Annotated in this window: 15 protein-coding genes; all 15 read right to left on the bottom strand. The window is 60.9% G+C overall.

All coding sequences use genetic code 11. The features are described from left to right. Positions 1–300: 300 nt before the first annotated feature. Positions 301–3,933 carry a toxin VasX gene (locus QMK54_RS01735; protein ID WP_320401946.1) on the bottom strand — a complete coding sequence of 1,211 codons (3,633 nt, stop codon included), beginning with the start codon at positions 3,931–3,933 and terminating at the stop codon, positions 301–303. Continuing rightward, complete coding sequence (locus QMK54_RS01730; RefSeq protein ID WP_320401945.1) at positions 3,930–4,796, bottom strand: DUF4123 domain-containing protein; 867 nt, start codon at positions 4,794–4,796, stop codon at positions 3,930–3,932. Before QMK54_RS01730 ends, QMK54_RS01735 begins: the two co-directional genes overlap by 4 nt. Continuing rightward, on the bottom strand, positions 4,793–6,793 hold the full coding sequence (locus tag QMK54_RS01725) for a type VI secretion system tip protein VgrG (protein WP_320402884.1): 2,001 nt from the start codon (positions 6,791–6,793) through the stop codon (positions 4,793–4,795). The genes QMK54_RS01730 and QMK54_RS01725 overlap by 4 nt, the downstream gene beginning before the upstream one ends. Positions 6,794–6,871: 78 nt before the next feature. Continuing rightward, entirely contained in the window at positions 6,872–7,810 is a 939-nt protein-coding gene (locus tag QMK54_RS01720; protein WP_320401944.1) for an alpha/beta hydrolase, read from the bottom strand. A gap of 147 nt (positions 7,811–7,957) precedes the next feature. Further along, the gene (locus tag QMK54_RS01715) at positions 7,958–8,905 is read right to left on the bottom strand and encodes a choline ABC transporter substrate-binding protein (protein WP_223590484.1); all 948 of its coding nucleotides are present in this window, start codon (positions 8,903–8,905) and stop codon (positions 7,958–7,960) included. Positions 8,906–9,170: 265 nt separating this feature from the next. Further along, positions 9,171–9,974, bottom strand: a complete 804-nt coding sequence (gene hutG, locus QMK54_RS01710) for an N-formylglutamate deformylase (protein ID WP_110662169.1) — start codon at positions 9,972–9,974, stop codon at positions 9,171–9,173. Positions 9,975–9,984: 10 nt separating this feature from the next. Beyond that, positions 9,985–11,190, bottom strand: coding sequence for an imidazolonepropionase (gene hutI / locus QMK54_RS01705; RefSeq protein WP_320401943.1), 1,206 nt, complete (start codon positions 11,188–11,190; stop codon positions 9,985–9,987). A gap of 17 nt (positions 11,191–11,207) precedes the next feature. Next, the gene (locus tag QMK54_RS01700; protein ID WP_110662171.1) at positions 11,208–12,614 is read right to left on the bottom strand and encodes an amino acid permease; all 1,407 of its coding nucleotides are present in this window, start codon (positions 12,612–12,614) and stop codon (positions 11,208–11,210) included. Positions 12,615–12,722: 108 nt separating this feature from the next. After that, positions 12,723–14,255 carry a histidine ammonia-lyase gene (gene hutH / locus QMK54_RS01695; RefSeq protein ID WP_223590489.1) on the bottom strand — a complete coding sequence of 511 codons (1,533 nt, stop codon included), beginning with the start codon at positions 14,253–14,255 and terminating at the stop codon, positions 12,723–12,725. A 118-nt stretch (positions 14,256–14,373) separates the two neighbouring features. After that, on the bottom strand, positions 14,374–15,897 hold the full coding sequence (hutH, locus tag QMK54_RS01690) for a histidine ammonia-lyase (RefSeq protein WP_110662708.1): 1,524 nt from the start codon (positions 15,895–15,897) through the stop codon (positions 14,374–14,376). A gap of 183 nt (positions 15,898–16,080) precedes the next feature. Then, the gene (locus tag QMK54_RS01685) at positions 16,081–16,911 is read right to left on the bottom strand and encodes a quaternary amine ABC transporter ATP-binding protein (protein ID WP_110658356.1); all 831 of its coding nucleotides are present in this window, start codon (positions 16,909–16,911) and stop codon (positions 16,081–16,083) included. Continuing rightward, positions 16,908–17,759 carry an ABC transporter permease gene (locus tag QMK54_RS01680; protein WP_110658357.1) on the bottom strand — a complete coding sequence of 284 codons (852 nt, stop codon included), beginning with the start codon at positions 17,757–17,759 and terminating at the stop codon, positions 16,908–16,910. The genes QMK54_RS01685 and QMK54_RS01680 overlap by 4 nt, the downstream gene beginning before the upstream one ends. 70 nt (positions 17,760–17,829) lie before the next feature. Further along, on the bottom strand, positions 17,830–18,798 hold the full coding sequence (locus tag QMK54_RS01675) for an ABC transporter substrate-binding protein (protein WP_223590491.1): 969 nt from the start codon (positions 18,796–18,798) through the stop codon (positions 17,830–17,832). 69 nt (positions 18,799–18,867) lie between these two features. Beyond that, the gene (locus QMK54_RS01670; protein ID WP_223590493.1) at positions 18,868–20,337 is read right to left on the bottom strand and encodes a purine-cytosine permease family protein; all 1,470 of its coding nucleotides are present in this window, start codon (positions 20,335–20,337) and stop codon (positions 18,868–18,870) included. Positions 20,338–20,470: 133 nt separating this feature from the next. Continuing rightward, positions 20,471–22,138: a urocanate hydratase gene (gene hutU, locus QMK54_RS01665; protein ID WP_110658360.1), complete on the bottom strand. Its 1,668-nt coding sequence runs from the start codon at positions 22,136–22,138 to the stop codon at positions 20,471–20,473. Between the last annotated feature and the right edge of the window lie 180 nt (positions 22,139–22,318).

Raw genomic sequence — 22,318 nt, 5'->3', positions numbered from 1 at the left:
ATATCTTCCCAGTCATATCCAAGTACGAGTCCAAGGAAGCCACCAATTAGTGGGAACAGAAATGCAATCATAAACGCGCCACTGAATGGCCCGCCCAATGTTATCTGCCACATAAACACTTGAGGCGATCCCAGCCCAAAGTCCATGTACACCTCATTTAGCTCCCCGATATGCGGACCATGCGGCGGTAGCGCTGTCGGCAGGGGCAACGGCGCGAGATAAGTGATTCTCCCTCTGGGAAACGGTTCCACATCGCCGGCTTTGCGAGATTGCTCAAGGTGCGGGGAAGGCAGCGGCATATCAATCTTGGTGGGCATGGTCGGCCAGTTCCAACAGATGGGTTTCAACCAGCAACAACGGTGGATGCTCGGTAACGGATTGACGGGGTAACGCAGGAAAATGATCCTTGCCGCGCGGGTTGAGGTGAATAACGTCAGTCAGCGATTCCCACACCCCCTTGGTGTTCAAGGTCTGGATGCAGACGGCCAGCTCCAAAGTTTCGGACGCAGGGGTAAATTCAGAGTCAGGATCCAGCGGGTATTGCAGGCACAGCACCAGCCGGTCGGGTCCTGTTTGTACGATGCGCAGGCTGTTGGCGACTTCCTCACTGATGACGTCCTTGCGTTCTCGCGGCGTGCCACGGCTGTGGAGAGGAATGGCAATGCGGTGGGCGCCGATCCCCAGGCGATGAGCCGGTTGTCCACTCAACGGTGGCTGGAAATCACTGAGCTTGAGCCTTGGCAGCACCAAGTGAATGTCGCTGGGCTTGGCTTTTAGCAGCAGGTTTTTCAGCCACGAGTCATGCTCATTCGGACCCAGTTGCGCATACGGGGCGTTCAGCAAATAAGCCAGATAGCGCTGATATTCATCCAGGGTATGGTTGCCGCGTGTCTCGGATTCCAGGCTCCAGGGTGTGGTTTTCAGCCATTTATCATGGGCACTGAGGTTGTAACGGTTGTACAGCCAGGTTCCGCCCAATTCCAAAATGGTGAACAGGGCACCGGCCAGATTGAAGCGGAAAAACACGGTGGATAGACGTGTACCTGCAGCGGCCCAAGCAGCTGTTCTTGCAGCAGCGTTTCTGGCAATCGCTACGGTATAGCCCGCGTGCAAAGTGTGACCCAAGCCATAGGCATTAGCAGCCGTCATGCCGCCTGCACCCAGTGTGGCAAGCGCCGCACTAGCTTGTGCCGAGCGATCTCCAGTACGCGTCGCCTGCTGCCATTTCTGTTGTTGGGAGTTGAAGCTGGAAAGTGATGATGCAAAACCAAAAAGGTAGGTAAAGAAACCCAAGCCAACATGCAGCTTACCCATCTGCACATGCACATGCTGCAAGGCTTGGTGTTGAAGACCCGCGACGAGTGCAGTGCTACGTGCCTTCAAGGCGGTATCAGCCAGACTCTGTGCCGCAATGAATCCCGCAGCTCCGGTAGCCGCCAGCGCATTGGCCAAGGGAGCCCATGTTCGCTTGTTACCGGTTTGGTTCTGCATCTCTCGATACACCGAAACCAAATTCACCCCCTGCACCAAAAACACCAACAACCCCATCCCTTCGCTTCTAATCAACTTCGCATTCGGCACGCCTTGAACCCCCAACCGAATGTCCTTCAACAAACTCCTCACCTCCAACTGCTGCGCCGGTGGAAACACCACCGTCACCCCCGCCCGAGCCGGCGTCGCGCCATACAGCCGAACCGACTGATCCGGCAACTCCGCAATCGGACTCAACGCCCCCGCCAGTCGGCCTTCAAGTTGCGTCAACTGCCCGCGCACCCGCACGATCTCGCCCTGCAAATCCACCGCCCGCTGGGTCCTGTGTCCCGCCCGGTTTTTGTTGTGGGTGAGCTGGTTGCGTTCACGGGTCAGGGTTTTCAGGTAGTCGCGCTCCCTGAGCAATTCCTTGAGGTTGGTTTGCAGCGCCGCGTGTTCCGCCGGGCTGGCGACGGTGAAGGTCACGCCGGTGGTTTTCGCCGCATCGAGTAGCCGTGCGTGCAGCGCTTTGGGCAGGCGCCGGAACAGTTCGTCGAGGTCGGGCATTTTCCCTCCCGCCAGATCGAACCCTTCCAGCGCCCGGCTCAAGCCCAGGTTCAGCGCGGGGCTGAGACTGTGCTGAGCCGCATCCGCGACGGCGCGGGTGTGTTCGGGTAAATCATCGAGGGCCGGCAGGTGCGGCTGTTCGATTTTCTTTAACTCGCCCAACCAGTGCGGCAGGTTGTTGAACACGCCCATGCCGGCGTTGAACAACGTGGCGTATTGCGCGGCCCGTTCTGGCTGAAGACGCAGGGGCAAGGTGTAGAACAGCGGCCGGGTCAGTTCCGGGTGCTTCTCCAGATAACCGAGGAGAATTTCGCTGGCGTGGTCACTGCGACAGATGTCCTTGAGGCAGGCGTATTCGGCGGTGAAGGCCTGGTGGAGTTGCTGTTGCTCCTGCGCGTCGTAATACCAGGCCGAACGATGGAAGCGCCCGGCGCCCACCAGCATGGTGCGGTCAGCGGTGATGCGCTCGAGCAAGCGGTTCCAACGGCCAAGGTCGTCGCGATGCTGAAACAACGCAGCGTCCATGGCCGGTCGGTCGATGAAGTCGTTGACCCCGCGTTTGCCACTGAAGCTGGAGCCTTCGAGCACATCGACGATGCGTTTGTTTTGCTCTTGGCCGAGTTTTATCAAGGTATCGAGGTGACGCTCGACGAATTCGCCGGGCGCGACCTTGAAATGTTGGCGCGTGTAGTAACGGCGGTCGGCATCGTCACTGGCGCGGCTATGGGCGGTGAAGTCGGGTGTGGCGCCCTGGTACTTGGCGAATTTGAACGCTTCGGCGTGGGCTTCCTTGCGCAGCTGCACCAGCTCCGGGGGGGCTGGTACGTCGACAGCCTCGACCTTGCCGCCCTTGTTCAGGTAATCCAGCAAGGCTTTGCGGGTGTGTTCCCGATCCGGTTCGGGCAACTCTTCCATATCGCCAAAAAGCGTCTGGACTCGCGGTTCGTTGCTGGCGTCGGCCAGGTTGCCGACATCCGCAGGGCTGAGCTGGCTCAAGGATTCGATGTAACAGGCCAGCAGGTAATCGCGTTCGTTGTGGTCGGCATTGCTCCAGTCGTCGACCCAGCCGACCACGGTGTCCTGATATTCGGCCAGATCACGCAATACGCCGAGGTCGTCCTGCACCACAAGGAACAGCGTGTCGTCCTGATAAGCCGGGCGCACCCGCCCGAGAAACTCGCCGATATGCGCCTCGCGAAAGCACCGCGGCTGCTCCCACAAATAGGGTTCACGTTCGTGCTCGGGGGCATCGCTGACGTGCACCGTCGGCAATAGAACGGCGTCCGACGGTGACTCGGCTTCCTGTTCCGCACGGTCCTGTGCGGCTTGCGCCTGCCGGGCCGGATCGGTCGCAATCTCCGCCAGCCACTGTTTGCCTTGCGCGACCGTCAGCAGGTGTTCACCACCAGTTTGGCAATGCACCGGACCAAGATCGACGGCCTGCATGAAGTGTTCGCGTTCCTCGCGGCTGTCGAGCACTTGCGTGCATTTGGCCGCCGTCCACTGCATTTCGGCGAAGGTCACATGCAGGGTGCTGCGCCTTGAAAACACCAGTGCAGGACGCTCTTCGATGGGCGTGCGCTGATCGTCGGCAACCTTGGCGCCCTTGTGCAGCAAGGCGCTGACCAGTCCGTTGAGGACCTGATATTCGTGCAGGTGGCCGGTCACGCTGTCGATGACGTACAACCAGCCATCGCGTAGTAAACGGATGCCCAGCGGGCGGGTCGTCAGGGCATAGGGCAGCTTCAGTTCGGCACTTGGGTCGAGGGGCTTTTCCACCAGTCCATAACGCAAGGGCAGCAGCTGCACGTGGGATTGGCGCAAGGGGCAGGCACCGGGGGAGCCGATGGCGGTTTTCGAAGCGGCGGCCGCAGCAAGGTTCGCAGGGTGAGTCATGGGCGTCCTCCTTGGCTGGACCAGCGCTGAGCCAGACCAGCGGCCAGCGCCACGCGCTCGCCAGGGGGTTGCAGTGAGGGTGCGTGGAGCAAATGGGCGATAGATGGATGTTGTTCGAGCGCTGTGCCGTCCAGCCAGGCCATGACGTTGGCGTAGTGGAAAAGTTCGGATTGGCTACTCAAGCCCAAGGCGCCAGCCTCGGACTCCAGCTGTTCGAGCATGGGCCAACGCTGGGCCACGGTTTCGCCGCCATGGCGATCGGGAAAGTATTTGAGCAAATGGGCGTCGAGCTCGAGCAACGCGCGGCGCCGATCAACCCGGTCCAACGCTGCATCCAGTTCAGGGCTCAGGCGATAGGGCGTGGTCAGTTCCGGGCAGTCGGGCAGTCGCGGTTGATGACGCTGCCAATCGGCGCTAACACTGTCGGCCATCACCACGCAGACAATGGGACCGAACAAACGTTGATCGCCACTGCCGAACAATGCCTGCGCCACTGCCGCATCGGCCAAACGCAGGATCACCGGCAGACCTTCGGGCAATTCAACGGTCAACAGTTTGCGCAAGTGTTGCGCAACGTCATGCGCAGGCGCGGTGCTGAACAACAGCACGCTCGATTCCTCGTGTGCGTGCTCCAGATAAAACTGAACGAGTGGCTCGTCAGGTTGTTGAACGGCCACCAACAGCGGTGAGATATCCCGCAGCGCAGTAAACGACGGGCAGTCATACAGCGCGACGGTGGTGGTGCCGGGACTGAGTTTTTTCAAGCGTTCCGGCAAATCGCTCAAGGTCGTACCGTCCAGCAACAGGAAAGCTTGTTGCTCGCTCCAGGGCAGGTCTTCAGGCAGTGAGGTGAAAAGCTTCATGCTTGAGCGGCCTCGCAAATCACGCAGCGTGAGGCGCGGCTTGAAATCAACGCATGTCGTTGCTGGACCGCATCGAACGTCACTTTCAGCAGGGGCAAGGCGCCCGGCATCAGGGGCTCGGCGGGTCGACCCACGGCCGGGGCGCCGCCCTGTAGAATCGGCACGCTGCTGAAAATGCCTTCCGGCCCCAGCGTCAGCCAGTGACCGCCAGCCTGGAGCGACAGGCGCACAACGCCATCGATGACGACTTGCTGCCCGGCGCTCAGGTGAATGTGCTGGGTGGCATTGAGCAGGTGATTGGTGGTTCGGACGTGGCGGTCGCCGTGAACCAACAGATGATCGTCCTGCTTGAGTTCCGTCAGGCGGTTGCCGTGGGTGAGGTGATGTTCTTCACCGCGCAGGTCGTGGCTGGCGGTGCCACCGATGATCACGGTGCGCTGGTTGTCGACTTGAATGCGTTCGTCGTTGAGCACGTGCTGGACGAAATCGCGCTGGGCACGCAGGGCAATTTCCTCGCCGCCTTTCCGGTCCTCGATGCGCAACTCGTTGTAACCGCCACCGCCGGGGCTGCTTTGGCTACGGAAAATGCTGCGGGTGTGCTCTGCCGGCAGATCCAGTGGCACGGGGGTTGAGGCGTTGGGCATACAGCCAAGGACGAAGGGTTTGTCGGGGTCGCCATCGGTGAATCCCACCAGCACTTCCATGCCAACCCGCGGGATCAGCACGCTGCCATAGCGGTCATGGGCCCAACCGGTAGCGACCCGCAGCCAGCAGCTCGATTGTTCGTTGTGCTGACCCTCTCGGTCCCACGGCAGTTGAACCTTTACCCGGCCGTATTTGTCGCAGTAGATCTCTTCGCCGGGCGGGCCTGTGACGATGGCATGCTGGTTACCCGTTATTCGCGGTTTGGCGTGTTCAAGAGCCGGTCTGAACGGGATGTCCCAAGGTGTCGCAACGAAGTGGTTACGGTAGCCCTGGCTGAAACCGTCCTGCGGACTGGTATCGGTGATCGACTCCTCAAGCACTTGGGGTTGCAGGCCAACATGCTCGACTTCAGTCAGAAGCCACAGGCCATTCCAGTCAGCGCGGGGGTGTTCGGATATGTCGACGAAATGGCCACAGCGCATGGCGCTCTGATCACCGCGCCCGTTGGCTTGCCGGTAATCGGCGCGGTGGCGTTCCAGTGCCCGATTGGACAGATGTTTACCGCGCTCACGATGGGTGAACTGCCCTGGGAAACCATAATCCTCAAGGTGCGGCAGCAGCGGGGCTTTGGCCTCGCTGTCGAGCTCCAGACGCGGTTTCTCGAAGTCGTAATCACGCCGGCTGACGTGGGTCGGGCGGGTTTCCAGTCGCAGCTTGAAACGATCGATCACCGGCGCTTCGGCGACCATGCCACTGCCTGGCCTGTACGCGGTTGACTGGGAGGGTTTCGAGAAGCTGGTTTGATCGTCACCGAACACCAGCACATGTCCGTCGGGACTATGCTCGAAATGAAAGTGCAGACCTTCTTCCTCGCACAACCGTAGAAGGAAATGCAGGTCGGTTTCGTATTGCACGCAATACAGCCGGGGTCGGTACTCGGCGCTCAACTGGAAGCGCCAGGTATCGGGCTGCATTCCTTGGTCTTTAAGCACGCTGGCGATGATCTGCGGCACACTCAGGTTTTGAAAAATACGCTGGTTATGACAGTGGGTGAGGTAGGTGAGCCGGGGCACCAGAGTCATCTGATAACGGGTCAGGCGCTTGCCTGAATCGCCTTGAGCCACGCCATGGATCTGCCCATGAAGGCCGGAGTTGTCAGGACCTAAGCGCAGATAAGCCAAACGATGTAGCAGAGAGTCGAGGTCCAGGTCGGGGCGTTCGCTGACCAGTTCGAGCTTGACTTCGTAGGGCCGGTTCAGCGCTTCCTTGGCGCGGAATTCGAGTACCTGAAGGTCGTGGGGAAAACCTTCAATGTCGAGTTTGAAAACGACCTGCTTGGCATCGCTTAGCATCCACATGTCCCTGTGTCTATTTGTAAGCACGGGACTGTGCATGGATCTACCCAATGGCGCAGCCAGACGAATCGATATTTAGCGTAGGACGCTTCCGTTAAGCCGAATGGTTGTCGAATATCGTTTCAAATAGCCGAGCAACGTTTCATAGAGTGCATCGACCTCGGGCACCTGCCCCCGAGCCCGCAAACAGCCGTGAACCAGGCCCTCGCCAACATATAGCGTGGCAGCCACGCCCGCAGCCCTCAGTCGCTCGGCGTACAGCACGCCGTCATCGCGCAACGGATCGAATTGCGCCACGGCGATCAATGCCGGTGGCAGTCCGCTGAAATCCGTGGCCAGCAATGGCATGGCGTAGGCGTTCGGATGGCGGGTACCGCGCAGGTAGAGCGCGTGATAGCACTCGACGTCACTGCTGCTGAGTAACGGGGCGTCGATGCACTCACTGCGCGATGGCAAGCGCTGATCGCCGCCCAACCCCGGATAGATCAGCACCTGCGCGCACGGTACCGGCTCGCCGGCATCGCGCAGCGCCAGGCATAACGCCGCCGCGAGGTTGCCGCCGGCACTGTCGCCAGCCACCAGCGTGCGCGCCGGGTCGAGTTGAAACGGCCCGGTGCGCAATGCTCGCCAGACCTTGAGACAATCATCGAACGCAGCGGGAAACGGATGCTCCGGTGCCCGGCGATAATCCACGGCGATCACCAGCACACCCAGCGTCGATGCCAACTCGGCGCAGATGAAATCGTGGGAATCCAGGTCCCCCACCACCCAGCCACCGCCATGCAGGTAAACGATGCAGGACGCACCGCTGGCCGGTGGTTGATAGGAACGAACCGCCACGCCGGCCAGTTCGAAATCGACGACATACAACCCGACGGGGCGTGCCGGGGTAAACGCCCGGCACATCTCGCTGTAGGCCTGGCGCAACCCGGTGATACTGCTGTCGGTGCTGTTGAAGCTCAGGGTTTTGTCGACGAACGCCGTCATTTGTTCAGAAAGCGGGTAAGGAGCCATGAGCCTGGTGCCCGTAAAGGTAAATGTATGGCCCCTGTAGGAGCGAGCTTGCTCGCGATGGTCGTCAACGATGACGCGGGAAGCCTGATACCCCCACGACGTTCTCGGGTTTATCGCGAGCAAGCTCGCTCCTACAGGGTTTTGGTGTCAGTTTTTCAGACTGGCCTGAACCGTGGCCACGCCGTCCTTACCATCAAAGCTGCTGACACCGGCCAGCCAGCGCTGAAGATCTTCCGGATGCTCGCGCAGCCATTTTTTGGCGACATCCTGAGCCGTCTGGCGCTCCATGATCGGCACCATCAACTGGCTTTCCTGGGCAGCGGTGAACGTCAGGTTTTCCAGCAGGCGATTGACGTTCGGGCAGCGCTCGGCGTAATCCGGGGCAGTCACGGTGGAGACGGTCGCGGCGCCTTCATTCGGACCGTAGACATCTTCACTGCCGGTCAGGTAGGTGATCTTCATGTTGATGTTCATCGGGTGCGGGGTCCAGCCGACGAACACCACGAACTCCTTGCGATTCACCGCTCGCTGCACGGCCGCCAGCATGCCGGCCTCGCCTGATTCGATCAGTTTGAAGTCCTTCAGACCGAAGTGATTGGTCTCGATCATGGTCTTGATCGTGGTGTTGGCGCCGCTGCCTGGCTCGATGCCGTAGATCTTGCCGCCGAGCTGGTCTTTGAATCTGGCGATGTCGGCGAAGGTTTTCAGACCGGCCGCTGCCACATAGTCCGGGACCGCGAGTGTGGCCTGGGCATCGGCCAGGCTCGGTTTGTCCATGACCTTGACCTGATTGGCCGCCACGAACGGTGCGATGTTTTTATCCATCGCCGGTTTCCAGTAACCAAGGAAGATGTCCAGGCGCTTGTCGCGGATGCCGGCGAAGATGATTTGCTGCACGGCGCTGGTTTGCTTGCTTTCGTAGCCGAGACCGTTGAGAAGCACATCGGCCATGCCGCTGGTGGCGATCACGTCAGTCCAGTTGACCACGCCCATGCGCACGGTTTTGCAGGACGCGTCCTCCGCGGCCATGGCGCCGGCGCTCAACAGTACAGTGCCGCAGAGAATAGAGAGACAGCGGGGAAACAGTCTTTTCATCGGAATGAGTCTCGTGCGGCAGCGGATTATTGTCGGGTCGGTGTCTATGTGCACCGTGGCCAGAACATTACGCAGCAGACGAGCGGTAGAAGCGAACTGTGGCGACCGTGTTTTGCACGGTGGCGACTCATGATCCGTATCAGGTCGAACACATACCCTGTGGGAGCGGGCTTGCTCGCGAAGAGGGTGTGTCAGACGCCATCAATGCTGGCTGATCCACCGCTTTCGCGAGCAAGCCCGCTCCCACAGGGTTATGCGTCAGGATTTAGCGCTTGTAGTGTTTTTGACCCCAGGCCAACAAGCCTTGCAGCAATTCCTTCAACACCACCCGCGTCGGCTCCGCCAGATCCGGGCGATAACGGAACGGCTCGAACTCTTCCATGTACGTGCACTGCCCCAGCTCCAGTTGCACGGCGTGGATGTTCTCGCCCGGGTTGCCGTAATGGCGAGTGATGTGGCCGCCCTTGAAGCGTCCGTTCAGCACGTGGGTGTAGTTGTCGTGACGCGCGCAGATCGCTTCGAGTTGCGTCGCCAAGTGAGGATCGCAACTGGCGCCATTGAAGGTGCCGAGGTTGAAGTCCGGCAGCTTGCCGTCGAACAGGTGCGGGATCAGCGAGCGGATCGAGTGCGCATCGAACAGCAGCGCGTAGCCGAACTCGGCCTTCAGTCGCGCCAGTTCCTGCTGCAAGGTGCTGTGGTATGGCGTCCAGATCTGCTCCAGATAGCTCGCGCGCTCATCGGCAGAAGGCTCCAGCCCTTCGCGGAACAACGGCACGCCGTCGAACAACGTGGCCGGGTACAAGCCAGTGGTCGCGCCGACGTACAACGGCTTGTCGTCGGATGGGCGGTTAAGGTCGATGACGAACCGCGAGTACTCGGCGGCCAGGGTGCTGGCGCCCAGTTCAGCGGCGAAGTCATAAAGTTGCGGGATGTGCCAGTCGGTGTCCGGCAGGCTTTTGGCCTGTGGGATCAACCCGGCTTCGACCGCAGGCGTCAGGCGCACACCGGCATGGGGCATGCTGATCAGCAGCGGTACACGGCCTTGTTTGAAATTCAGAACCTTATCCACAACAGATCTCCTACAGACTTGATTCGACGCCGTGGCGCACGACGCGTTTTTCCAGGTCACCGCCCAGCCAGTAACAGAGGTCGGCGGGACGATCGATTTGCCAGGCGACGAAATCCGCGACCTTGCCCGCCTCCAGCGAACCATGGGTTTGAGCCATGCCCAAGGCGGTGGCGGCATGAATCGTCGCGCCCGCCAGGGCTTCTTCCGGGGTCATGCGGAAACAGGTGCAAGCCATGTTCAGCATCAGGCGCAACGACAGTGCCGGCGAGGTGCCCGGATTGAGGTCGCTGGCGATGGCGATTTTCACGCCGTGCTTGCGCAGGGCTTCCATCGGCGGCAATTGGGTTTCGCGCAGGAAGTAAAAGGCGCCGGGCAACAGCACGGCGACCGTACCGGACTTGGCCATGGCGATGGCGTCGTCTTCGGTCATGAACTCCAAGTGATCGGCGGACAACGCGTGGTAACGCGCCGCCAGGCTCGAGCCGTGCAGCGACGATAACTGCTCGGCGTGCAGCTTCACTGGCAAGCCCAGTTCCTGGGCGGCAATGAACACCCGCTCGACCTGCGCCGGGGAGAACGCCAGGTACTCGCAGAACGCGTCCACGGCGTCGACCAGCCCTTCGGCGGCCAGGGCCGGGAGCATGTCGGTGCAGATGTGATCGATGTAGTCATCAGCGCGATCGGCGTATTCCGGCGGCAAGGCGTGAGCCGCCAGGCAGGTGCTGCGCACGCTGACCGGAAGTTCGGCGCCGAGGCGACGGGCCACGCGCAGCATCTTGCGCTCGTTGGCCAGGTCCAGGCCGTAGCCGGACTTGATTTCGATGCTGGTGACGCCATCGCGCATCAGGCTTTTCAGGCGCCTGGCGGCACTGGCGAACAGTTCGTCTTCGCTGGCTGCGCGGGTGGCGCGCACGGTGCTGGCGATGCCGCCACCGCTGGCGGCGATTTCCGCGTAGCTGACGCCTTGCAGGCGCTTTTCGAACTCACCGCTGCGGTTACCGCCGAACACCGTGTGAGTGTGGCAGTCAATGAGGCCCGGTGTGACCCAGGCCCCGTTCAAATCATTGATGGCCTGGTACTCGCCCGCCGGCAACTCACCGCGCGGGCCGATCCACTCAATGTGCGCTCCTGACGTCACGATGGCCGCGTCTTCGATGATCGAGTAGACGCCTTGTGCCATGGTTGCGACGTGACAGTGTTGCCAGAGAGTTTTCATCCTTGGCCTCCATTAGGTTATCGATGAGAAAAAGTAGGGTCCTGCGTCACCAGGGCTGCCTGGCCCGCCGCCGGTTTCACCCACGTCAGGTAAGCCAGCACCAGCAACACGATCCAGACCACGCCGACAATCAGCGCTGCCTGGGTGTCCGGGAAATAGCCCAGCACGCCGAAAATGAACAGCATGAAGGCAATTGCCGCCGCCGGCGCGTAGGGCCAGAGCGGTACCGGGAATTTCAGTTGTGCAACCTGCTCGGCGCTCATGGACCGGCGCATGGCCACTTGGGTCACCAGAATCATCAGCCAGACCCACACCGTGGCAAAGGTCGCGATGGAAGCGATCAACAGGAACACGTTTTCCGGGATCAGGTAGTTCAGCAGCACGCCCAGCAACAGCGCGGCACTCATCACCACGACCGTCATCCATGGCACGCCATTGCGCGACAGGCGGGCGAAGCCCTTGGGTGCATGGCCTTGCTGGGCCAGGCCGAACATCATGCGGCCAGCGCCGAAGATGTCACTGTTGATCGCCGAAATCGCCGCCGTGATCACCACGATATTGAGGATGGTGGCCGCCGAGCTGATCCCCAGCTTGTCGAAAATCTGCACGAACGGGCTGCCCTGGCTGCCGATCTGCTGCCATGGAAAGATCGACATCAGCACCAGCATCGTCAGCACGTAGAACAGCAGGATCCGCAACGGTACGGCATTGATCGCCCGAGGCAGCACGTGCTGTGGGTCCTTGGCTTCACCTGCCGTTACGCCGATGATTTCAATACCGCCAAACGCAAACATCACCACCGCGAACGAAGCGATCAGACCGCCCATGCCATTGGGCATGAAGCCGCCCTGGGTCCAGAGGTTGCTGATGTCGGTCGCTTGCCCTGGGGCCGAGCTGATGCCGAACCACATGATGCCGAAACCACCCAGGATCATCGCGACGATGGCCGCGACCTTGAGCAGCGACAGCCAGAACTCCATTTCACCGAAGACTTTGACGTTGCACAGGTTCAAGCCGCCGACGATGGAAACGACACCCAGCACCCAGATCCAGCGGGAAACCTCCGGGAACCAGAAGCCCATGTAGATACCGAACGCGGTAACGTCGGCCATGCCGACGATGACCATTTCGAATGCGTAGGTCCAACCGAGGATGAAGCCCGCCATCGGACCCAGGTAGGTGCTGGCGTACTGGCCAAAAGAACCGGCAACAGGGTTGTGCACCGCCATCTCACCGAGGGCGCGCATGACCATGAACACTGCCGCGCCACCGATCAGGTACGCGAGCAGCACCGCAGGCCCGGCCATTTGAATGGCCGAGGCAGAACCGTAAAACAGCCCGGTGCCGATTGCCGACCCCAGCGCCATGAAGCGAATATGTCGGGCAGAGAGCCCGCGTTTCAAACCTTTTTCTGGCTGTTGCATTTCTCGTCCCTAATTATTGTTATTCGACGTTAAATCGAATCGCCGGCAAGCCGGCTCCTACAGGTTTATGCGACCCCCTGTAGGAGCTGGCTTGCCAGCGAGGGGGCCTTACAGGCTAGGCAGCAACTTCGCCGTCACCAGCTCGTTCAGGCAACGCGAAGCCAACAACTCAGTCGCCGCATTGATGTCCGGCGCAAAGAAGCGGTCCTTCTCATAGAACGGCACGTCGTTACGCAGGATGGCACGAGCCTTTTCCAGCTTCGGCGAGGTTTTCAGGCCGTTGCGCAGGTCCAGGCCCTGTACCGCCGCCAGCCATTCCACAGCGAGAATCCCACGGGTGTTCTCGGCCATTTCCCACAGACGCTTGCCAGCCGCTGGAGCCATCGACACGTGGTCTTCCTGGTTGGCGGAGGTCGGCAGGCTATCCACCGAATGGGGATGGGACAAGGCCTTGTTTTCGCTGGCCAGTGCCGCAGCGGTCACCTGGGCGATCATGAAGCCGGAGTTCACGCCACCGTTGGCCACCAGGAACGGCGGCAGTTGCGACATGTGCTTGTCCATCATCAACGAGATGCGGCGTTCGCTCAGGGAACCGATTTCAGCGATGGCCAGGGCCATGTTGTCGGCGGCCATGGCCACTGGCTCGGCGTGGAAGTTACCACCGGAAATCACGTCGCCTTCAGCGGCGAACACCAGCGGGTTGTCCGAGACGGCGTTGGCTTCGATGGCCAGCACTTCGGCGGCCTGGCGGAACTGGGTCAGGCAGGCGCCCATGACTTGCGGCTGGCAGCGCAGGGAGTACGGGTCCTGGACCTTCTCGCAGTTTTCGTGGGAGTCGGAGACTTCGCTGCGCTCGCCGAGCAGATCGCGATACGCGGCGGCGGCATCGATCTGGCCTTTCTGGCCACGGGCAGCGTGGATGCGTGCGTCGAACGGCGAACGCGAACCCAGTACCGCTTCAACGGTCAGGCCGCCGAGGGCCAGGGCACCGGCGAACAGGTCTTCACCTTCGAACAGGCCACGCAGGGCGAACGCGGTGGACACCTGGGTGCCGTTGAGCAGCGCCAGGCCTTCTTTTGCAGCCAGGGTCAGTGGGGTCAGACCGGCAACTTTCAGCGCTTCGGTGGCTTCCATCCACTCGCCTTTGTAGCGCGCCTTGCCCTCGCCCAGCAGCACCAGCGACATGTGCGCCAAAGGCGCCAAGTCACCGGAAGCACCGACCGAACCTTTCAACGGAATGTGCGGGTACACCTCGGCGTTGATCAGGGCGATCAGCGCATCGATTACCACACGGCGGATACCGGAGAAACCACGGCTCAGGCTGTTGACCTTGAGCACCATGATCAAACGCACCAACTCATCGCTGATCGGCTGGCCGACACCGGCGGCGTGGGACAGCACCAGCGAGCGCTGCAGGTTTTCCAGGTCTTCGCTGGCGATACGGGTCGACGCCAGCAGGCCGAAACCGGTGTTGATGCCGTAGGCGGTACGGTTCTCGGCGAGGATCTGTTCCACGCAGGCGACGCTGGCTTCGATCTGGGCCGAGGCGCTGTGGTCGAGGGTCAGTTTCACCGGTTGCTGATAGACGTCGCGCAGTTGGGCGAGGGTCAGTTGGCCGGGAATCAGGTTTAGCGAAGTCATTTTGTGCTCCTTTTGAGAGTTAGCTATTAACTAACCAGACGCTCCGGAGATATCCGTTGTCCGTCGCATCCCCCTTTTTGAGGGGGTGGCGCCTTGGCACGCTGGTTTTGTAGGGAAATCAGTGCAAATTCGGTAAAGCTTTCTGCAGCAAAACAGGGTCTTTCAGAACGCTGGCAGCGGCGGCAATGTCGGGTGCCAGCCAACGGTCCTGGTCGTAGGCAGGCACTCGCTCACGCAGCAGACGCCAAGCGGTGTCGGTGCCCGCACCGAAGCGTTGTTCTTTCAGGAACTCAAACGCCTGGGCCGCGAGCAAATACTCGATGGCGAGGATCTGCGTGCAGTTTTCCAAGGCACGATGCAGCTTCAGCGCAGCGTTGGTGCCCAGGCTCAGGTGATCTTCCTGAAGGCCGGAAGTGACGTAGTTGTCGAGCACCGCCGGTTGCGCCAGTTGACGGTTCTCCGCGCACAGCGACGCGGCCACGTATTGCACGATCATCATCCCGGAGTTCACGCCCGGGTTGGCCACCAGGAACGCCGGCAGGCCGCTGACGTGCGGATTGATCAAACGGTCCAGGCGACGCTCGGCGATGGAGCCGATTTCCGCCATGGCGATCGCCAGCAGGTCCGCCGCCATTGCCACGGACTGGCCATGAGGGTTGGCCTGGGACACCACGCGGTAATTGTCCGCGGTGCCCAGCACCAGCGGGTTGTCGGTGGCGCCGTTGAGTTCGGTTTCGATCTGCTTGATTGCGTGTGCCAATTGGTCGCGAGCGGCGCCGTGCACCTGCGGGATCGAGCGAATGCTCAGGGCATCCTGAGTGCGAATGCCCTTGCTCTGGGCGATCACTTCGCTGCCGTCGAGCAAGGCCCGCAGGTTGATCCCGACCTGTTGCATGCCCGGGTGTGGCTTGAGCGCGATGATCTCGGCGTCGAATGCATCGATCTGCCCACGCTGGGCTTCGAAGCTCATGGCGCCGATCACGTCGGCCCATTCCAGCAGGCGCGTGGCATCGGCAATCGCCAGGCAGCTCAGGCCGCTCATGCACGGCGTGCCGTTGACCAGGCACAAACCGTCCTTGGCACCCAGCTTGACGGGTTGCAGGCCTTCTTCGGCCAGCGCTTGCTGTGCGGAAACGATCTGCCCGCGATAGCTGACATTGCCCACGCCCAACAGCGCGATGCCGATGTGGGCCATGTGGGTCAGGTAACCCACGGAGCCCTGGGACGGCACTTGCGGGGTGATGCCGCGGTTGAGCAACGCCAGCAGCGCTTCGACGACCTGACGGTGCAGGCCGGATTTGCCGTGACTGTAGTTGACGACGGCGGCGCACATGATCGAGCGGGTCTGCTCATTGGTCAGTGGCGCGCCAACGCCACAGGCGTGGCTGAGCAGGGTGTTGCGCGACAACTGGCTGAGTTGTTCGTCCTGCAGCGAGACGTTGCACAGCGCGCCCAGGCCGGTGTTGATGCCGTAGGCACGTTCGCCGCTGGTGACGATGCGCTGGACGATGGCCTGCGCGTTTTCGATGCGCGCCCAGATCGGCGCCGACAGCTCAAGCTGCGCGCCATCACGGGCGACAGCGACCACGTCCTGCCAAGTTACCTGCGCTTCGGTAATAACGATTTTTTCAGCCTGGGACATCTGGAGCCTCATACCAATTCTGTTGACCAATGACACCCTGTGGCGAGGGGGCTTGCCCCCGTTGGGCTGCGAAGCAGCCCTGTTCTGGCTTTCTGGTGTGTCAGATTTATCCGGTTAACTGATTGTGCGAGCGCTGCGCACTCGAACGGGGGCAAGCCCCCTCGCCACAAAAAGCGGTACGCCTTAAACCACCGCCGCCCGACGCTGCACAAAGCGGTCGACATACTCATCCGCCGGCGAGTGCAGGATCTCTCGCGGCGTGCCGACCTGGATCAGGCGGCCGTCCTTGAGTATCGCGATGCGGTTGCCGATGCGCACGGCCTCGTCGAGGTCGTGGGTGATGAAGACGATGGTCTTGTGCAGGGTCTTTTGCAGCTCCAGCAACTGGTCCTGCATCTCCGCGCGGATCAGCGGGTCGAGGGCACTGAACGCTTCGTCCATCAGGATGATGTCGGTGTCCGCCGCCAAGGCACGGGCCAGGCCCACACGCTGACGCATGCCGCCGGAAAGCTGATGCGGGTATTTGTTTTCGTAGCCCTTGAGGCCCACGGTGTTGATCCAGTGCAGCGCACGCTCGGCGCACATGGCTTTGCTTTCGCCACGGATTTTCAGGCCGTAGGCGACGTTGTCCAGCACGCTCTTGTGCGGCAGCAGGCCGAAGCTCTGGAACACCATGCTGATCTTGCGCCGGCGAAATTCGCGCAGGGCTTCCATGTCGTATTGCAGGATGTCCACGCCGTCCACCAGGATCGCGCCGCTGGTCGGGTCGATCAGGCGGTTGAAGTGGCGGACCAGGGTCGACTTGCCGGAACCCGACAGGCCCATGATCACGAAGATCTCGCCGCTGCCGATGCTCAGCGACAGGTCGTTCACGCCGACCACGCAGCCGGTTTCGGCCAGCACCTGATCCTTGGTCTTGCCCTGGCCAACCATGGCCAGCGCTTCCTTGGCACGGTTGCCGAAAATCTTGAAGACGTTCTTGACTTCGATCTTGCTCACGGTTGCGTTGTTCATTTGCTCACCTCATGCCGTGCGCGACCGTACGCCTGTGTAATGCGGTCGATCACCACAGCCAGAATCACGATCGCCAGACCGGCTTCAAGGCCGCGTCCAACGTTGAGGGTCTGAATCCCCACCAGCACGTCTTCACCCAGGCCACGGGCACCGATCATCGAGGCGATTACCACCATCGACAGGGCCATCATGGTGGTCTGGTTGATCCCGGCCATGATGCTCGGCAGGGCCAGCGGCAGTTGCACGCCGAACAGTTGCTGCCAGCGATTGGCACCGAAGGCGTTGATCGCTTCCATCACTTCACCGTCGACCTGGCGAATGCCCAGGTCGGTCAGGCGGATCAGCGGCGGCGCGGCGTAGATCACCGTGGCGAAAATCGCCGGGACCTTGCCCAGGCCAAACAGCATCAGCACCGGGATCAGGTACACGAAGCTCGGCATGGTCTGCATGATGTCCAGCAACGGCATCAGTATCGAACGCAGGCGGTTGCTGCGGGCCGAGAGAATGCCCAGCGGAATGCCGATCAACACCGAGATGATCGTCGCCACCATCATCAGCGCCAGGGTCTGCATCAGCTTGTCCCAGAGGCCGACCGCTCCCACCAGGAACAGCAGGCCGACGATCACTGCCGTGGTCACGACTTTACGAGTCGCGTGCCAGGCCACGCCCGCCACGATCGCCAGCATCAGCCACCAGGGTGCCGCACGCAGCAGGCTTTCAAGATTGACGATGGCCCACAACAGGGTGTCGGAGATGTGCCGGAACACGTCGCCGTAGTTGGTGACCAGCGAATCGACCCAACCGTTGACCCAGTCGGCGATGGAAAAAGTAAAGCTTTCGGGAAACATAAGAGACTCTCAATCAAGGGGTTGCGATCAAGCATCCGACTGCCGTTGCCGACAGCCGGAGAAGCCCAACCTACAAGGCCGCGTCGATTTTCTTGGCTGCGTCTTCGCTCACCCACGCGTGCCAGACTTCAGGATGTTCCTTCAAGAAGATCTTGGCCAGTTTTGGCGACTCGATCCGCTCTTTGGTCATGCGCCCCAGGTTCTGGTTCAGCAAGTCGATTGGCACGTTGACCTTTTCCAGAACGGCTACCAGTTCTGGCGCTTCGTCGTGGAAAGTCTTGGACAGGCCGACCTTGATATTCACGGTCTTGTTCACGCCTGGCTTCTCTTCGAGTTTCACTACATCGACCTGACCCATCAGCGGCGTTGGCGACCAGTAGTAGAACAGGATCGGCTCGCCACGCTTGTAGCTCGACAGCACGGCGGCATCCAGCGCCGGGCCGGTGCCTGGGCGGAAGTTGGTGTAGGTGCTTTCCAGACCGTAGCTTTTCAGCATTTCGCTGTTGTCCAGCTCACAGGTCCAGCCGGCCGGGCAGTTGTAGAAACGGCCCTTGGAGGGTTCTTCAGCGTCCTTGAAGATCGCCGAGTATTTGCCCAGGTCAGCAATGTTCTTCAGGTCCGGAGCCTTGGCTTCCAGCTTGCGCTTGGCGTCGCCTTCGATCACGTAGCGCGGGACGTACCAGCCTTCGATTGCGCCAACAACCGGCGCGCCGACACCGATGACCTTGCCGGCCTTCTCGGCCTTGTTCCAGACTTCGCTACGGCCGACCCATTCTTCGGCAAACACTTGAATATCGTTGCTGCCCAAGGCGTTTTCCATGGTGATGGAGTTGCCCGGCAGGCTGTCAGTCTTGCAGTCGTAGCCTTTCTCCAGCACGACTTGCATCACGTCGGTCAGGAGCATCGCGCTTTCCCAGTTCAGGCCGGCGAATTTCACCGGTTTACCCGATTCGCACCAGCCCGCCGCCTGAGTGGCGCCGGCGCTGGCCAGCAGGCCCATGGAAAGCAATGTGGTCAGCAGGGTCTTGTTCGATTTCATTGTTGTGACGCTCCTAATCATGAATTGGCTTACGGCAGTCAAGAGGCATCCAGCCCTGTCCACGTCCAATCAGGCCTGCGCCGCAGCGCGACCCACATTCTGCTTTTGTTCGGTGACCGCGCCCTGCTCGACCGGCAGGATCAAACGATCAGGCACTGTGCCGTGCCATTTTTTTGCGCATACGTAATACAGGGCGGCGGGTAGCACCAGGCCGATGACCCAGGAAATATCCACATCACCCAGGGCCGCCACCAACGGACCGGTATAGAACTTGGTGGAGATGAACGGCAGTTGTACCAGCACACCGAACACATAGACGCTGATACCGAGAAGGTTCCAACGACCGTAGCGACCATTCGGATCGGCCAGAGCCGGTACGTCATAGCGCTCGCGAGTGATGCAGTAGTAGTCCACCAGGTTGATCGCGCTCCAGGGAGTAAAGAACGCCAGCAGGAACAGGATGAAAGATTTGAACGCACCGAGGAACGAGTGCTGACCGAGCAACGCCATCAGGGTCGCAGCACCGACGATGACCAGCACGAAGACCAGGCGCTGCAAGCGCGTTACCTTCAGGTCACCACGGAAACCGCTGATGATGGTCGCAATGCACATGAAGCTGCCGTAGGAGTTCAGCGTGGAGATGGTGACCTTGCCGAACGCGATGCTGAAGTACAGCAGCGCAGCGGTGGCACCGGTACCACCCAGACCCACGATGTAGGCCACTTCGTGGCCGGCGTATTGCCCGTTGGCCGAAGCGGCCGCGAACACGCCGAGGACCATCGCCACCTGCGCACCAATGACCGAACCTGCGCCTGCGGCAAAAAACGTTTTCACCGCGGACGTCTTGCTCGGCAGGTAGCGAGAATAGTCAGCCACATAAGGGCCGAAGGCGATCTGCCAGGATGCCGCGAGCGACACCGCGAGCAGGAAACTGCTCCAGCTGAAGTGGCGGATTTGCAACAGTGCGCCAACGTCGACCTGGTTCATCAGACGGCTGAACAGATAAACAAAGGCAATCACGCCAATGACACTGGCAACACGGCCGATCCAATGGATCACCCGATAGCCGAGCACCGTGACCAGCACGATGACACTGGCGAAAAGGAGGATACCGACGGTGTCGCTGACGCCAAACAACTGCCCCAGCGCCTGGCCGGACAACACGGTTCCCGTTGCGGTGAAGCCCAGGTACATCAAGCAGACCAGCACGATCGGGATGGCCGCGCCGTATACGCCGAACTGTACCCGGCTGGAAATCATCTGCGGCAGGCCAAGCTTGGGACCTTGCGCCGCATGCAGCGCCATTACGCCGCCGCCCAGCAATTGACCGATCAACAGACCGATCAATGACCAGAACACATCACCGCCAAGCACCACCGCCAAGGCACCGGTGACAATCGCGGTGATTTGCAGGTTGGCACCCATCCACAGGGTGAACTGGCTTAACAGACGACCGTGTCTTTCCGCTTCCGGGATGTAGTCGATCGAACGCTTCTCGATCAACGGCTTGTTGCTTGCACGATCGCTGTTAACAGCCATGGTTCAACCTCTATGGATTGTTATTCTGGGTTGGACAAACTCTTTGTAGGAGCCGGCTTGCTGGCGATTCAGACACCATGGTGTGTCAGGCGAACCGCCATCGCCAGCAAGCCGGCTCCTACAGGGTTCTGCGTTATTTGCCGGTAATCATCGGCAGGTTCAGCCCTTGTTCCTTGGCGCAGTCGATGGCGATCTGGTAACCGGCATCGGCGTGACGCATGACGCCGGTCGCCGGGTCGTTGTGCAGCACGCGAGCGATACGCTCGGCCGCTTCGTCAGTACCGTCGCAGACAATCACCATGCCCGAGTGCTGGGAGAAGCCCATGCCGACGCCGCCGCCGTGGTGCAGGGAAACCCAGGTCGCGCCGCTCGCGGTGTTGAGCAGAGCGTTGAGCAGTGGCCAGTCGGAAACAGCGTCGGAACCGTCCTGCATCGATTCGGTTTCGCGGTTCGGGCTCGATACCGAACCGGAGTCCAGGTGGTCGCGACCGATCACGATTGGCGCGGACAGTTCGCCGCTGCGCACCATTTCGTTGAACGCCAGGCCCAGCTTGGCGCGCAGGCCCAGGCCGACCCAGCAGATACGTGCCGGCAGACCCTGGAAGCTGATGCGCTCGCGAGCCATGTCCAGCCAGTTGTGCAGGTGAGCGTCGTCCGGGATCAGCTCTTTTACCTTGGCGTCGGTCTTGTAGATGTCTTCAGCGTTGCCCGACAGTGCAGCCCAACGGAACGGACCGATACCGCGGCAGAACAGCGGACGGATGTAGGCCGGTACGAAGCCAGGGAAGTCGAATGCGTTTTCCACGCCTTCTTCTTGTGCCATCTGACGGATGTTGTTGCCGTAGTCGAAGGTCGGTACGCCCATTTTCTGGAAGTCGAGCATTGCTTTGACGTGCACGGCCATCGATTGCTTGGCGGCTTTGATCACAGCGGCCGGTTCAGTCTTGGCGCGTTCGCGGTACTGGTCCCAGGTCCAGCCGGCCGGCAGGTAGCCGTTGAGCGGATCGTGGGCGCTGGTCTGGTCGGTGACCATGTCCGGGCGTACGCCGCGCTTGACCAGTTCCGGCAGGATTTCTGCCGCGTTGCCCAGCAGGGCGATGGAGATCGCCTTGCCTTCGGCGGTGTATTTGGCGATGCGGGCCAGCGCGTCGTCGAGGTCAGTAGCCTGTTCGTCGACATAGCGGCTTTTCAGACGGAAATCGATGCTGACTTGTTGGCATTCGATGTTCAGCGAGCAAGCACCGGCCAGGGTTGCAGCCAGAGGCTGTGCGCCGCCCATGCCGCCCAGGCCAGCGGTCAGTACCCACTTGCCTGTCAGGTTGTCGTTGTAGTGCTGGCGACCGGCTTCAACGAAGGTTTCGTAGGTGCCCTGGACGATGCCCTGGCTGCCGATGTAGATCCAGCTGCCGGCGGTCATCTGGCCGTACATGGCCAGGCCTTTGGCGTCGAGCTCGTTGAAGTGCTCCCAGCTCGCCCAGTGCGGAACCAGGTTGGAGTTGGCGATCAGTACGCGCGGGGCGTTGCTGTGGGTCTTGAACACGCCGACCGGCTTGCCGGATTGCACCAGCAGGGTCTCGTCGTCGTTCAGGTTGGTCAGGCTTTCGACGATCTTGTCGTAGCATTCCCAGTTACGTGCAGCGCGACCGATACCACCGTAGACCACCAGTTCTTTAGGGTTCTCGGCGACTTCAGGGTCGAGGTTGTTCATCAGCATGCGCAGCGGCGCTTCGGTCAGCCAGCTCTTGGCGGTCAGCTTGTTACCGCGGGCAGCGCGGATTTCAACGTCACGAAATTTAGTCACGAAAAGAACTCCTCAGCAATCAATCCAAAACCAACCCAGGCAGTGGGCGAGCAAGCCAATGGGCATCAGTGCACACCGGCGAATCAGTGGACGATGGTTGAGTCCTCGCGACTCATACGCATACGTCTTTACTTGTACATACAAGCATATGCAATCAAGCGGCCAACTTGTTGGATGAGC

It is taken from the genome of Pseudomonas sp. P5_109 (genome assembly GCF_034009455.1).
Taxonomy (GTDB): Bacteria; Pseudomonadota; Gammaproteobacteria; order Pseudomonadales; family Pseudomonadaceae; genus Aquipseudomonas.
The sequence above is the reverse complement of the archived record's forward strand: the minus strand, read 5'-3'. Positions and strand labels throughout refer to the sequence as shown.

Excerpts from the sequence above, each read along its gene's own strand:
- QMK54_RS01735 (WP_320401946.1), bottom strand. The coding sequence starts at position 3,933 with ATGACTCACCCTGCGAACCTTGCTGCGGCCGCCGCTTCGAAAACCGCC.
- QMK54_RS01730 (WP_320401945.1), bottom strand. The coding sequence starts at position 4,796 with ATGAAGCTTTTCACCTCACTGCCTGAAGACCTGCCCTGGAGCGAGCAA.
- QMK54_RS01725 (WP_320402884.1), bottom strand. The coding sequence starts at position 6,793 with ATGCTAAGCGATGCCAAGCAGGTCGTTTTCAAACTCGACATTGAAGGT.
- QMK54_RS01720 (WP_320401944.1), bottom strand. The coding sequence starts at position 7,810 with ATGGCTCCTTACCCGCTTTCTGAACAAATGACGGCGTTCGTCGACAAA.
- QMK54_RS01715 (WP_223590484.1), bottom strand. The coding sequence starts at position 8,905 with ATGAAAAGACTGTTTCCCCGCTGTCTCTCTATTCTCTGCGGCACTGTA.
- hutI (WP_320401943.1), bottom strand. The coding sequence starts at position 11,190 with ATGAAAACTCTCTGGCAACACTGTCACGTCGCAACCATGGCACAAGGC.
- QMK54_RS01700 (WP_110662171.1), bottom strand. The coding sequence starts at position 12,614 with ATGCAACAGCCAGAAAAAGGTTTGAAACGCGGGCTCTCTGCCCGACAT.
- hutH (WP_223590489.1), bottom strand. The coding sequence starts at position 14,255 with ATGACTTCGCTAAACCTGATTCCCGGCCAACTGACCCTCGCCCAACTG.
- hutH (WP_110662708.1), bottom strand. The coding sequence starts at position 15,897 with ATGTCCCAGGCTGAAAAAATCGTTATTACCGAAGCGCAGGTAACTTGG.
- QMK54_RS01685 (WP_110658356.1), bottom strand. The coding sequence starts at position 16,911 with ATGAACAACGCAACCGTGAGCAAGATCGAAGTCAAGAACGTCTTCAAG.
- QMK54_RS01680 (WP_110658357.1), bottom strand. The coding sequence starts at position 17,759 with ATGTTTCCCGAAAGCTTTACTTTTTCCATCGCCGACTGGGTCAACGGT.
- QMK54_RS01675 (WP_223590491.1), bottom strand. The coding sequence starts at position 18,798 with ATGAAATCGAACAAGACCCTGCTGACCACATTGCTTTCCATGGGCCTG.
- QMK54_RS01670 (WP_223590493.1), bottom strand. The coding sequence starts at position 20,337 with ATGGCTGTTAACAGCGATCGTGCAAGCAACAAGCCGTTGATCGAGAAG.